A 13,529-nucleotide genomic window follows, 5' to 3' on the forward strand; every position below is an offset into this window, starting at 1 on the left:
ACCACGCGAAAGATTCGCGCGGTAGCTAAGGGGCTGCAAGCCCAAGTTAAAGTTTAAGTTGCTTTCATTTTGCTGGCGCGGACTTGTAGTCCGTGTCCTGCTTGAAAAGCAGTTATTAAAAAAAAGCCTCTATGGACACAAGTCGCAGACTTGCGCCAAATACAAAAAAAGGACAAGCCTAATAAACAAAAAAACTCGTTGATATGGGATAATATCAACGAGTTTGTATTTATATATGGAATTATTCCCTTACTTGCTTTGTAGCCAGTTATCCATCGATTTGGCTGCGCGCCTTCCGTCGCCCATGGCAAGTATAACGGTAGCCCCGCCACGCACAATGTCGCCTCCTGCAAATATCATGGGTACATCCGATTGCATTGTTTCTTTATCTACCTCTATCGTGCCCCACTTGCTTACATTCAGTCCCTTTACCGATTGGGGAACAAGCGGATTGGGCGATACACCTACGCTCACAATTACTTCATCTACATCAATAAGTTTGGTTGCTCCCTCAACTACCACCGGCGAGCGGCGTCCCGATTCGTCAGGCTCGCCAAGTTCCATCACCTGAAGTATCATTTGCTTAACCTGTCCACGCTCATTGCCTATGTATTCGATAGGATTATGTAATGTAAGAAACTCAATACCTTCTTCCTTAGCATGTTTTACTTCTTCAAGACGTGCCGGCATTTCTTCTTCCGAGCGTCTGTACACTATCATGGCACGCTCAGCACCAAGGCGTTTAGCAGTACGTACTGAGTCCATAGCAGTATTTCCACCTCCAATTACAGCTACATTTTTTCCTTTGAACACAGGAGTGTCCGATTCGTAGTTAGCCGCATCCATCAGGTTTACACGGGTAAGATATTCGTTAGAAGACATAATGCCCACCAGATTCTCTCCTTTACAGTTCATAAAGCGGGGCAAACCTGCACCACTCCCTACAAAAACGCCGTTGAAACCTTCTTCTTTCAAATCGTCAACGCTGATGGTTTTCCCCACAATGATATTATTCAGGAATTTCACACCCATCGCACGCAGGTTATCTATTTCAACATCTACAATGTCATTCGGCAAGCGGAACTCAGGAATACCGTATTTCAACACGCCCCCGATTTCGTGCAATGCTTCGAAAACCGTCACATCATAGCCGTATTTTGCCATATCGCCAGCAAACGAAAGCCCCGCAGGGCCTGAGCCTACTACAGCTATTTTCATTCCGTTGGCAGGAGCCACTTCCGGAACGGATATATTGCCGCTTTCACGCTCGTAATCGGCTGCAAAACGTTCAAGGTGTCCGATAGCAACAGCTTCTTTCTTCATCTTCAGATGAATACATTGTGCTTCGCATTGTTTTTCCTGCGGACACACACGTCCACATACGGCAGGCAAAGCCGATGTTTCTTTCAGCACTTTTGCTGCTTCCAGAAATTCGCCTCTCTCTATGTTTTTTATAAAACGGGGAATATCAATACTTACCGGACAGCCATTCATACAAGTAGGATTGGCGCAATCTAAACAACGCTGCGCCTCCTGCATTGCCATCTCCGCGGTAAGCCCTAAGTTTACTTCTTCGTTATTTTTGTTGCGCACATTCGGGTCTAATTCCGGCATATGTACACGCGCAATATTTGCTCTGTCTTTTGCTTTTATCTTATTGCGTAACTCAACACGCCAAGAAGGAAGCCCCCCTGACTCCCCCCGACGGGGGGGGATAGAATTAGTATTGTTTATCGAATTATTATCCATTATTTTCTGTCTTTTTCAAATATTTTCTTATTTGCAATCAAAAAGCCTCCCTTGCGGGGAGGTTTGGAGGGGCCTAATTGTTTATCTTTTTCATATCTTCCTGCTCCATGTCCTTGTAACCACCAAGGCGCATCATCATTTCATCAAAATCGACCTGATGTGCATCAAATTCAGGACCATCGACACACACAAACTTGGTCTTTCCTCCTACGGTAACACGACATGCACCGCACATTCCTGTACCGTCTACCATAATGGTATTCAGAGAAGCTATCGTAGGGATATCATGCTTTTTAGTAAGCAAGCTTACAAATTTCATCATGATTGCGGGACCTATCGTAACACACATATCCACTTTCTCGCGCTGAATTACCATTTCTATTCCATCGGTAACCAAACCTTTATTGCCATATGAGCCGTCATCGGTCATGATTATCAATTCATCAGAGTACTTGCGCATTTGTTCTTCGAGGATAATCAGGTCTTTGGTACGGGCAGCCTGTACGGTAATTACTTTATTACCGGCCTCTTTCATTGCTTTTACAATCGGCAACATAGGTGCAGTACCTACACCACCGCAGGCACATACTACTGTTCCGAAATTCTCAATGTGAGTTGCCTGCCCCAGTGGCCCGACAAGGTCGGTTATGTAGTCGCCTTCGTTCAGCGAACACAACCGGCACGATGAAACACCCATACGCTGTACTACCAGCGTGATAGTGCCTTTCTCAATATCGGCATCGGCAATAGTGAGCGGAATACGCTCTCCTTTAGCTCCCACCCTTACTATAACAAAATGTCCGGCTTTGCGTGCTTTTGCTATTAAGGGAGCTTCTACTTCAAATTTTACGACATTAGGCGAAAAATATTCTTTGCTAACAATCTTATTCATGCTGCTTTTAATTTGTTTCGGAGTGCAAAATTACATAAAAATATGGATTTTCTAAACAAATAGAAAAATATAGCTTGTATTACGTATTAAAAATGTCAACTATCATATGTTTGGAAAACAAAAAAGGCATTCTCTATAACAGAATACCTTTTTTATAATGTATGTACGCGTAGTCCGAAATTTATTTCTTGACTGCTTTCATTATCAAGTTTACTAAAAGAAGCAATACTACTGCTCCGGCTACCGACATCAGAATGCTTCCGAGTATGCTTGTAGTGGTGATTCCCAGCAAAGAGAATAAAAACCCTCCCAGCAAACTACCAATGATACCGATAACGAGGTTCATTATGATTCCCGAACCGCCTCCTTTAACTATAATGCCTGCCAACCATCCGGAAAGCAAGCCGATAAGTATAAACCATAACCAAGACATAAAATAAAATTTTTAAATGATTAATATTAAGATAAATGTATTTTCTAAAAACAACGTTATTGCAAAAATAGTTTTTTTTCAACAGGAAACAAGAATATTATAGAATTACAACTGCAAATTGTTTTTCTATTTCACTTCTCAGATTTATTTTTACTTCTTCCATATCCACTTCTTTGCCCAACTCTTTCTGCATCGAGGTAACTCCTTTGTCAACAAAGCCACATGGGTTAATATAGTTGAAGTATTCAAGTTGAGTATTTACATTCAGCGCAAAACCATGCATGGTAACAAAGTGCGAGCTACGAACTCCGATAGCACATATTTTCCGTGCTTTTTTATTATCGGCATCGAGCCATACGCCCGTAGCCCCGTCAAGCCGCCCCGATTCGACACCATACATCTTCAGCATATTTATAATAGCTTCTTCTATTTTGTGGATATACTGTTTCAGTCCTACACCAAGCCGGTCTAAATCGAAAATAGGATAACCAACCAATTGTCCCGGCCCGTGATAGGTAATGTCCCCTCCCCTGTTGGTATGAACGAATGTAGCATTTTTGGCCTGTAACTGTATCATGTTCAGCAGCATATTCTGCTCTTTGCCGCTCTTTCCCAATGTATATACATGCGGATGCTCGCAAAAAATAAGGTTATTTTCTGTAGGCAAGTTATTTTTCTTACGATTAATCGTATCGTTAAAAATAAGCTCTTGCTTTTCCCATGCCTCGTTATAATCAATCAATCCCCAGTCAGTGTATTTCATGTGTTTATAAAATTATTCAATAGATTTACTCCTATAACTCCATCTAACTTCATTTATTTCTTTCCATCCCTTTACTCCTAAACCAATTTAAACCGCACTCTCCATCGACCGTTTTCAAAATCGTGGCTTATTATCCGGAATCTGCCCAACTCCGAAGTATTTTCCACATGCTGGCCTATGCACGCACAAGCGTCATAGTCGCCTATTTTCACAACACGAAGGGTGTCATCTACATTGTCAGGAAGTTTTGACAAGTCAAGTATCTGTTCGGCATCTTCCTTTTTCATAAACTCTATCGTTACAGGCAGATTTCGACCGATTACATCATTTACACGGGCTGTCAGTTCTTCAATCTGTGCATCGGCAGGACATTCAGCCAGAAAATAATCGCACTTCGATTTTTTACGTTCGATGTGGGCGTTTTTTGAACGTTCGCACCCAAACATACGCACCATTGTTTGGTTAAGTATATGCTCGCATGTATGCATAGGCGATAGTTCCGACGATTGAAACTTGGACTTTCCGTCCTTTTCTTCTGTATTCATTCTTTCAATTTAATAATAAGTACATCGTATCATGAGGCTGTATTTTACACGACACATAGGTTTAGTTAGTTCACACATAGGAACACATAGCCTTGCAAAAAAAACGTTTCACGGGACTTAAAATCAGTCGTGGTCGGAAGATTTTTTCGCCACGAAGTGGCAGGTTATTTTAGCCCAATGGCAAAGCGAAGCGTCGCCTTGGGTTTAAATAAATTAACTATTCAGCGCGCTGAAAGCGCAGGTTAAACTTTAACTTGGGCTTACAGCCCGCTAAGTTTGCTATTGCAAACCAACCCAAGGCGANAAACGGGCTTACAGCCCTTAAAATCAGAATTATTTTAACGTCTAAAATCTTCCGACCACGACTGATTTAAAATCCGCTATTAAGATATCATCGGATTACCGCTCGAACTTGTTCGCTTGGCTTGCCAAGAAATCCGATGAGACAAAGATTTCCGTATGTGCAACTAATACGAGCAAAACAACATAAACTAATTCACTTCAAAGTTTATTTTCCGCTTCGTTTTTATAAACACAAATATTGATATTCCTATTTGTACAATAACGAAAAGCAAAAAACAAAAGAGATAATCATTTTGTTTGACAATAGCACTTGTAACCTTTTCAATTAAGTCAGCAGGCACTCCGCGCTCTTCCATTCCCACAGGATAATACATCAAGATGGTAATATTATCCAATATTTCATACAATAATCTCAGAATCAACAACAACATAAACGCCAAATAACACCAGAATAACCATCTGCGCCTTTTATTGAATCGCACAAGCTTATGTTCCAATATATTTTGATTTTTCTCTTTTCCGTCTTTTTCTATAGTCATTTTTTTCAAAGGATTGATTTTGCTAACAGATTTTATTTACAGTTTTTCCAACAGGCTTTTGGGAAGATAAAAAGTTTCGTTTTTATCAATATACACTGCTACGCTCTCCATATCAAATGGCTTACCATTGAGATAAGCAACTGATGAAAATGCAGGAATTACCAGCTTCTTACGTCCTTTTTTCACTTCCAGTCCTACAGAGCCGTCCTTAGAGGTTTTTATAGAGTATTTCATTCCACCGAAAACCTCCGTATGCTTAGCAAAAATCTCTGCAGTAAGCTCACTCAACGGTTTTTCCAAGCCTGCTGCATCCGACAGGTATTGATTTATTTCTACATTGGTATTCATCCCTATAGGAATATCGCCCTGCGGATGATAAGCCGCCAGAAATACATCTTCGCCGGTATGCCCCCCGGTGGTAAACCCGAAAGAGGTTCTTTCGTTCATAATCTCGACTAATACAGAAACAAGGTTTTTGCTATCGCCGGCTTTCATATAATCTTCGGGCAAATAGTTTTTCGACCCTAAAACGTTTTCATATTCTTCGTCCGAAATTTCTATACCTGTATATTCCTTAACAATACCCTTGATATCTTCGGGTTGGCTTTCCAGTATTATTTTTTCCAAGCCATAAGCCGTTTTCTTATAGTTGGAAACGTTTTTGAACAAGCTGTGTATGGTTGCCCTGCTGTATCCATGCCCGCGGCGACCTATCGTAAAACCGCTGTTACCATGGTCGGGAAGCACAATTACAGTGGTATTGCCATCTTTCTTTGCAAACTCCATTGCAGTACCTACCGCATTGTCAAAAGCAATAAACTCGGTAATACAGCCCACCGCATCATTAGCATGAGCCGCCCAGTCAATCAGGCTCCCTTCTACCATCAGAAAAAATCCGTTTTCGTTGAGCGACAGCACATCAAGAGCCTTTCTGGTCATTTCTTCGAGCGACGGGAGTGTTTCGTCACGGTCGAGGTCGTAAGGAAATTCTTTACCACCAAAAAGCGCCCATACTTTTCCTTCTTCAATACTTCTGAATGCCTCAACGTCGTCTTTAATATACGTAACCTGTTTATTCTCAAAGTGCTTTTTGATTGTTTCCGAGATATAATCATTTCCTCCTCCAAACATTACATCCAGATTTTGAAACGCCATTTGTGGTGCAATAGCCTTATAATTGTTCCGGGCATAATAGTGAGCAGCGCAATCGGCCGGAGTAGCATGCGGAAACTCGCAGGTAACTACCAATCCGGTAGCTTTATCCTGTGTAATGCGTGCTGCCTCAAGTATAGTGGCTAAAGGCTGATATGTCATTTCCGGATCAACCGGAATCAAATCATTGTCGGGGTCGGCTACCGGATATATCGACACATTTCCTGCCTGCTGGGGTATTCCGGTCATATAGCACGATGTAGTAGGCGCAGAGTCGCCGATTGGGGCATTGGACGAAAATGTCTTTACCGTACCGCAAAGAAAAGGGTCGATATAAAGCCCCTCGCCCATATTATTATAAGTTTTATACCAGCGCGCCGCCGACACAACCCCCATAGAAGTTCCGTCGGGAATCATTACTATCACATTTTTAGTAGGACGTACCGTATTTTTATATTGCCCCTGCGAAAAAACTACAGGACATATAAAAAGAAACAGCAAAACAACAAAAGATACATTTATTTTTTTCACGAATCTGTAGTATTTAAATTAACGAGGAACAAAGTTACAAACAATAAAATTAATGCAGGGCTTTATTCCTGATGTTTTTCTCAACTTTAGGATAAGAAACCTTTAATTATAAATTTTTTTTATATACTTTAGCTTTTGTGTGTTTCGTCAATTGCAAAAAAATATGTATTTTTGCACGCAATATTTTTCATAGAAAATACTCTCCGTAAACAACAATAAAAATACTAACTATGTCATTTATTGCAGAAAAAGTTACAATCGAAGGTTTGACGTTCGATGATGTTTTGCTCATTCCAGCATATTCCGAAGTTCTTCCCCGCGAGGTTGATTTGTCAACCAAGTTCTCACGTAATATCAAATTAAATATTCCGTTTGTTTCGGCAGCTATGGATACTGTTACCGAAGCCAAACTGGCTATTGCCATTGCCCGCGAAGGGGGTATTGGTGTTATTCATAAAAACATGTCTATCGAGGCACAGGCACAGCAAGTGCGTTTTGTGAAACGTGCCGAAAACGGTATGATATCCAATCCGGTAAGCATATTGCGTGACAAAACGGTGGGCGAAGCATTGGCTATGATGGCCGAATATAAGATTGGCGGAATACCGGTAGTAGATACCGAGGGACATTTGGTGGGAATTGTGACTAACAGGGACTTACGTTTCCGTAGAGATATGGGGCAGTTGATAGACGATGTGATGACAAAGGAAAGATTGATAACAACCCAACAATCAACGGATTTAGAGTCGGCAGCAGATATTCTGCAACAGTATAAGATAGAAAAACTTCCGGTGGTTGATGCTAATAACAAGCTCATTGGGCTGGTGACCTATAAAGACATAACTAAGGCTAAAGACAAACCTTTGGCTTCGAAGGATAAAGACGGACGTTTGCGTGTAGCAGCGGGAGTTGGTGTTACACACGATACGCTGGAACGTGTAGATGCATTGGTTAAGGCGGGTGTAGATGCTATTGTGATAGACACGGCTCACGGACACTCCAAAGGTGTTGCCGAAAAACTGAAAGAGGTTAAAAAAGCATATCCGAACGTTGATGTAGTAGTAGGGAATATAGCTACGGGCGAAGCTGCCAAATTCTTGGCTGATGCCGGAGCCGATGCGGTAAAAGTAGGTATCGGGCCGGGCTCGATTTGTACTACACGTGTGGTGGCCGGAATCGGTGTTCCGCAGTTGTCGGCTATTTATGATGTAGCCAAAGCGTTGAAAGATACAGGCGTTCCGGTTATTGCCGATGGTGGTTTGCGCTATTCGGGCGATATTGTGAAAGCACTTGCAGCCGGAGGAGATTCGGTAATGATGGGTTCGATGTTTGCAGGAGTGGAAGAATCTCCGGGCGAAACAATTATATTTAACGGACGTAAGTTCAAGTCATACCGTGGCATGGGCTCGTTGGAGGCAATGGAAAAAGGCTCGAAAGACCGCTATTTCCAAGATATGGAAGGCGATGTGAAGAAACTGGTTCCCGAAGGTATCGCAGCCCGTGTTCCATACAAAGGTACGCTTTACGAAGTGGCTTACCAGATGCTTGGCGGTTTGCGTGCCGGAATGGGATATTGTGGCGCATCTACTATTGGTAAATTGCAACAGGCTAAGTTCACACGGATAACAAATGCAGGTGTGACCGAAAGCCACCCGCATGATGTGTCGATTACAAGCGAAGCTCCTAACTACAGCAGGGGAGAGTAATAATACGGAGAAATTTTTAAAGAAAATTCGATAATTTTATAATAGTAAATGTATAACTTTAATCTTTGTGGCTGTTTTGCAGGCCATAGATTAACACAAATTTAATTATGAAAGCACTTAAAATACTGTTATTTTCTTTGTTATTTATTTCGGGTAGCCTTTTGGCTCAAACAAAAAACGATCCGGTACTGATGGAGATAAACGGAAATCCTGTTACAAAATCGGAGTTTGAGTACATCTATAATAAAAACAACTCTACGAACTCGATAGATAAAAAGACGCTTAACGAGTATGTAGATCTGTTTGTTAATTTTAAATTGAAGGTAGAAGAGGCTAAAGCTCAGGGGCTTGACACTACTGCTGCGTTTATAAAAGAGTATAATGGTTATCGTTCGCAGTTGGCACGCCCTTATCTGGTGGATAAAAAAGCAGAAGAAGCTGTGGTGGAAGAAGCATACAACCGGATGAAAGAGGATATAGAGGTAAGTCATATTCTTATCCGTATTCCGTTTGAAGGGGCTACGGCTGCTGATACGCTGGCTGCGTGGAAGAAGATAAAGAATGTAGAAAAACGTCTTAAAAAGGAAAAGTTTGATAAAGTAGCCCGCGAGGTTTCAGAAGACCAGTCGGCTGCCGAGAACAGTGGTTATCTGGGTTGGATTTCGGCTTTCAATACTATTTATCCGTTTGAAACGGTAGCTTATAATACTCCGGTGGGAGCAACTTCGGCTCCTGTTCGCACAGTTGTGGGCTACCATATTATAAAGGTACACAACCGCCGCCCCTCGCAAGGCGAGGTGCTCACTTCACATATCATGTTGTTTACTGAGAAAGATGATAAGGAGCAAAATAAGGTTGCGAAAGAACGTATCGACTCGCTTTACCAACGTGTATTAGCCGGCGATGATTTCGGTACGCTCGCAAGTAATTACTCCGAAGACAGGGGTAGTGCAATACGCAACGGTGAGCTTCCTTGGTTTGGAACAGGACGCATGGTGCCCGAATTTGAAAAGGCAGCTTTTGCTCTGAAAGAAGTAGGCGATGTAAGCAAGCCCATACAGTCGGCTTATGGATGGCATATTATAAAATTACTGGACAAAAGAGGTATCCCTGCTTTTGAGGATGTAAAGGCAGATATTGAGCGTAGGGTTAAACGTGATGAGCGGGTCAGCCGTGGAAAAGATGCTCTGGTGGATGCGTTGAAAAAAGAATACGATTTCAGGATACAGCAGCCAAGCGTAGACGAGTTTACAAAACTGCTGGATGGAACGGAATTGGGCGATTCTGCATATATAGCTGAAATATCGTTGCTTAATAAACCTCTGATGAGTTTTGCAGGTAAACAGTATTCGCAAGTCGATTTTGCACGCTTTATAAAATCCAATTCGTATTCGGCAAAAAGTATTCCGTCTGAGATAATGAAAGAAAAACTTGATGCTTTTGTAGCCAAAGAGTTGCTTGATTATGAAGATACCCGGTTGGCAAATAAATACGATGATTTCTGCTTTTTGTCGCAAGAATACTATGATGGTATATTGCTGTTCGAAATAAGCAATAAGGAAGTGTGGGATAAGGCATCGAAAGATACCGAAGGACTTAGCAACTACTTTAACGATAACAGGAATAATTATACATGGGATAAGCCGCATTATAAAGGGCGTGTAATCTATGCTAAGGATAAGGCAAGCATGAAAGCCGCTAAATCAATCATTAAAAAAGCCCCTAAAGACTCGATAGACAAGCAGATTCGTACACAACTGAATGACAGTATTCAGTACGTTAAGGTAGAAAAGGGCTTGTTTGTACAAGGCGATAACAAGGTGGTGGATGATAAGATTTTTAAGGCGAAGGAAAAGTATGAGCCTACCGAAGAATATCCTTATGTATTTGTATCAGGTAAATTGCTGAAATCTCCTGAGGATTACACTGATGTACGCGGACTTGTAACAGCCGATTATCAAACTTATCTCGAACAGGAATGGATAAAGTACCTGCGTGGGAAATATCCGGTAGTAGTTAATGAAGAAGTTTTGAAAACGGTTAAGAAAAACTAATGAATAGAATAATGCAAAAATAAAAGTCATATCTTTGACTTTTATTTTTGTGTTTATACACTTTTGCCTGTGAGCAAAAGTATTTTTTTTATAATTATTCGTTTTTAACGCCCATACTCTATTATCTTCGCCCGACCGACCTTGTCCGGTGAGCCGAAAAATAAGAGCAGACGGCGTTAAAAAAATCTTCCCTGTTTGAGCGACGAAAGGAGCGAGTTTGGAAGATTTAAGCCGTCAAACGCTAATTTTTCGTGCGAGGCGGGCACAGTCTTGATTTTTTTGCTTCGTTTTTGCATCAAGGCAAAAATGAAGTGGGGTAACAGGGGCAACGCCCCTTTGATAAATATATTTTCTTTAGTACTACAGATATAATAATATGCGGATAAATCCGATTTTGATATGCCTTTCGGCCTTAATAATATTGCTGCTTGCTTCGTGCGATTTGAAAAAATCCGAATCGGGCAGGGTGCGTGTTGCCGAGGTAAAAGGGAATGTCCTGTATTATGACGAGTTGGAGCTGGTAATTCCGCCCAACTTGCATCGCTCGGACAGCATCGAGCTTGCTAACAAATACATACGCAAATGGGCTACCGATATCCTTATGTATGAAAAAGCAAAGCAGAATATATCCAACATGTCGGAGATAGACCGTTTGGTGAATGAGTACCGTAAAACTCTTACTGTTCACCAATACCAGCAACGCCTGCTGGAGCAGCGGCGTACCAAAGAGGCGGATGAGCATGAAATGGCCGATTTTTACGAGAAGTTTGGCTCGCAGATGATAATGAAGGAGAACGTAATAAAGGGCTTGCTGCTTGTTGTGCCGAAAGATGCTCCCCATATCAACGATGTTCGTAGTTGGGTAAAAGTGGCCGACGAGGAGTCGGTTGAGAATATCGACAAGTATAGCGTGCAGAATGCTGTAAGTTATGATTATTTTGCGGATACGTGGGTGCCGTTTTCAGAGATATTGGCGAAAACGCCGTTGCAGGTAAAGAACCCGTCGAAATTTATATCTTCGAACAGTATGGTGGAGGAGAATGACAGTACGCACCACTATTTTTTGAAAATAACGTCTTACTGCCTGATAGGGCAGCAGGAGCCTTATGAACTGGCAAGGGGAAAAATAGCTGATATCTTGGCTACAAAAAACAATGCCCAGTTTATTTACGATTTCGAGAAAGAACTTTACGAAGATGCTGTTGCAAACAAAACAGTCAGATTATATTAAAATTAGTTATAAGTTATTAGTTACGAGCCACAAGCCTTATGTTTTTGAGTATTGACCAATGGCTTTTATCTGAAACTTAACGATACGATACATTAAATTTCGCTTACAAGTTTAGTCATAATATTTTTTCAACAATGAATAAAAAAGCAATTTTGTTTTCCCTGTTTCTTACCTTACTTTTTCCTGTAGCATTTGCACAAACCAATATAATTGATGAAGTAGTTTGGATAGTGGGCGACGAAGCTATATTCCGCTCGGAGATAGAAGAGCAGCGTATCCGTGCACAATACGAGGGAGTAGCTTTTGATGGTGACCCGTATTGTGTTATCCCTGAGCAGCTTGCGATTCAAAAACTGTTTTTGCATCAGGCTGTGCTTGATAGTGTAGAGGTGAGCGAAGGGCAGGTAATGGGACGGGTTGAAATGCAACTGAATTACTACATATCCCAGATAGGCTCGAAGGAAAAGGTTGAAGAGTATTTTGGTAAAAATGTAGTGGATTTGCGCGAGGAGCTTCGCGATGTGGTGCGTAGCCAGATGATAATACAGCAGATGCAGCAGAAATTGACTGGTGATATAAAATCAACTCCGGCAGATGTACGCCGTTTTTATAACGCTTTGCCGCAAGACAGTATCCCTACAGTTCCGGCTCAGGTCGAGCTGCAAATAATCAGCGTAGAGCCTCCCGTTCCTCTTGAGGAGATAAACAGGGTGAAAGACCGTTTGCGTGAATTTTCGGACAGGATAAACAATGGTTCTGCCGATTTTTCGGTGTTGGCGCGCTTGTATTCCGAAGATACTGAAAGCGCAAAGCGTGGAGGTGAGCTCGATTTTATGGGTCGCGGGCAGTTAGTACCCGAATATGCCGCCGTGGCATTTAATTTACAAGACCCTACTAAAGTTTCGCGTGTTGTGGAGTCCGAATTTGGATTTCATATTATACAGTTGATGGAGAAGCGGGGCGACAGGATAAAGACAAGGCATATTCTACTGAAACCACGTGTGTCGTTGGATGATAAAAACAAGGCTACCCATAAGCTGGATTCTGTAGCTGCTCTTATCCGTTCGGACAAAATGACTTTTGAGCAGGCTGTGCTCCATTTCTCACAAGATAAAAATACGGCTCTGAATGCGGGATTGATGTTGAATGAGAATACCGGCTCGTCGAAATTTGAATATCAGGACTTGCCGCCTGAGGTAGCAAAGGTGGTGTATAGTATGAATGTGGGTGAAATATCGAAGCCATTCTCGATGATTAACTCGAAAAACAAAGAGGTGGTGGCTATCGTAAAGGTGAAGTCGAAAGTAGAAACACACAAGGCTAACCTGACGGATGACTATCAGATGTTGAAATCGTATTATGAATCGAAAAAAGGGGAAGAGTTTATAACAAACTGGATAAAGAAAAAACAACAGGAAACCTATATCAGTATCGACCCAGACTGGAGTAACTGCGAATTTCAGTATCCGGGATGGATAAAGTAAAAAAAATATCCGTTTTTAGTGCCTACATTCTTTTTCTTCGCCGGATCGACCTTGTCCGGTGAGCCGAAAAATAAGAGCAGGCGGCGTTAAAAAATTTTCCCTGTTTGAGCGACGTAAGGAGCGAGTTTGGAAGATTTTAGCCGTCAA

The 13,529-nt window shown here is 41.7% G+C and carries 11 protein-coding genes; 4 read left to right on the top strand and 7 right to left on the bottom strand.

The annotated features are described in order from the left end of the window. Positions 1–249: 249 nt before the first annotated feature. From gltA to D0T49_RS03270, 7 genes are all read right to left on the bottom strand, one after another. A complete protein-coding gene (gene gltA / locus D0T49_RS03240; protein ID WP_370519583.1) occupies positions 250–1,734 on the bottom strand; it encodes an NADPH-dependent glutamate synthase in 1,485 nt (494 codons plus the stop codon). Between the two features lie 88 nt (positions 1,735–1,822). After that, positions 1,823–2,641, bottom strand: a complete 819-nt coding sequence (locus D0T49_RS03245) for a sulfide/dihydroorotate dehydrogenase-like FAD/NAD-binding protein (RefSeq protein ID WP_163629154.1) — start codon at positions 2,639–2,641, stop codon at positions 1,823–1,825. 181 nt (positions 2,642–2,822) lie between these two features. Further along, positions 2,823–3,074 carry a GlsB/YeaQ/YmgE family stress response membrane protein gene (locus D0T49_RS03250; protein WP_163629155.1) on the bottom strand — a complete coding sequence of 84 codons (252 nt, stop codon included), beginning with the start codon at positions 3,072–3,074 and terminating at the stop codon, positions 2,823–2,825. A 97-nt stretch (positions 3,075–3,171) separates the two neighbouring features. After that, on the bottom strand, positions 3,172–3,837 hold the full coding sequence (lipB, locus tag D0T49_RS03255; protein ID WP_163629156.1) for a lipoyl(octanoyl) transferase LipB: 666 nt from the start codon (positions 3,835–3,837) through the stop codon (positions 3,172–3,174). Positions 3,838–3,914: 77 nt separating this feature from the next. Further along, on the bottom strand, positions 3,915–4,382 hold the full coding sequence (locus D0T49_RS03260) for a hypothetical protein (protein WP_163629157.1): 468 nt from the start codon (positions 4,380–4,382) through the stop codon (positions 3,915–3,917). Positions 4,383–4,873: 491 nt separating this feature from the next. Beyond that, positions 4,874–5,224, bottom strand: coding sequence for a hypothetical protein (locus tag D0T49_RS03265; protein ID WP_163629158.1), 351 nt, complete (start codon positions 5,222–5,224; stop codon positions 4,874–4,876). Between the two features lie 36 nt (positions 5,225–5,260). After that, the gene (locus D0T49_RS03270) at positions 5,261–6,907 is read right to left on the bottom strand and encodes an alkaline phosphatase (RefSeq protein WP_163629159.1); all 1,647 of its coding nucleotides are present in this window, start codon (positions 6,905–6,907) and stop codon (positions 5,261–5,263) included. A gap of 230 nt (positions 6,908–7,137) precedes the next feature. On the opposite strand from D0T49_RS03270, the gene guaB reads away from it, so the two are divergent. The 4 genes from guaB to D0T49_RS03290 all read left to right on the top strand — a co-directional run bounded on the left by guaB (position 7,138) and on the right by D0T49_RS03290 (position 13,382). Next, positions 7,138–8,613: an IMP dehydrogenase gene (gene guaB, locus D0T49_RS03275; RefSeq protein ID WP_163629160.1), complete on the top strand. Its 1,476-nt coding sequence runs from the start codon at positions 7,138–7,140 to the stop codon at positions 8,611–8,613. Between the two features lie 107 nt (positions 8,614–8,720). Next, the gene (locus D0T49_RS03280) at positions 8,721–10,667 is read left to right on the top strand and encodes a peptidylprolyl isomerase (protein WP_163629161.1); all 1,947 of its coding nucleotides are present in this window, start codon (positions 8,721–8,723) and stop codon (positions 10,665–10,667) included. A 376-nt stretch (positions 10,668–11,043) separates the two neighbouring features. Continuing rightward, on the top strand, positions 11,044–11,898 hold the full coding sequence (locus D0T49_RS03285) for a peptidyl-prolyl cis-trans isomerase (RefSeq protein WP_163629162.1): 855 nt from the start codon (positions 11,044–11,046) through the stop codon (positions 11,896–11,898). A 134-nt stretch (positions 11,899–12,032) separates the two neighbouring features. Further along, the gene (locus D0T49_RS03290) at positions 12,033–13,382 is read left to right on the top strand and encodes a peptidylprolyl isomerase (protein WP_163629163.1); all 1,350 of its coding nucleotides are present in this window, start codon (positions 12,033–12,035) and stop codon (positions 13,380–13,382) included. The last annotated feature ends 147 nt before the right edge of the window (positions 13,383–13,529 follow it).

It is taken from the genome of Paludibacter sp. 221 (assembly GCF_010501035.1).
In the GTDB taxonomy this organism is placed as follows: domain Bacteria; phylum Bacteroidota; class Bacteroidia; order Bacteroidales; family Paludibacteraceae; genus QVMH01.

Bases quoted from the DNA above. Each gene is read 5' to 3' on its own strand.
- D0T49_RS03245 (WP_163629154.1), bottom strand. From the start codon at position 2,641: ATGAATAAGATTGTTAGCAAAGAATATTTTTCGCCTAATGTCGTAAAA.
- D0T49_RS03250 (WP_163629155.1), bottom strand. From the start codon at position 3,074: ATGTCTTGGTTATGGTTTATACTTATCGGCTTGCTTTCCGGATGGTTG.
- lipB (WP_163629156.1), bottom strand. From the start codon at position 3,837: ATGAAATACACTGACTGGGGATTGATTGATTATAACGAGGCATGGGAA.
- D0T49_RS03260 (WP_163629157.1), bottom strand. From the start codon at position 4,382: ATGAATACAGAAGAAAAGGACGGAAAGTCCAAGTTTCAATCGTCGGAA.
- D0T49_RS03265 (WP_163629158.1), bottom strand. From the start codon at position 5,224: ATGACTATAGAAAAAGACGGAAAAGAGAAAAATCAAAATATATTGGAA.
- guaB (WP_163629160.1), top strand. From the start codon at position 7,138: ATGTCATTTATTGCAGAAAAAGTTACAATCGAAGGTTTGACGTTCGAT.
- D0T49_RS03280 (WP_163629161.1), top strand. From the start codon at position 8,721: ATGAAAGCACTTAAAATACTGTTATTTTCTTTGTTATTTATTTCGGGT.
- D0T49_RS03285 (WP_163629162.1), top strand. From the start codon at position 11,044: ATGCGGATAAATCCGATTTTGATATGCCTTTCGGCCTTAATAATATTG.
- D0T49_RS03290 (WP_163629163.1), top strand. From the start codon at position 12,033: ATGAATAAAAAAGCAATTTTGTTTTCCCTGTTTCTTACCTTACTTTTT.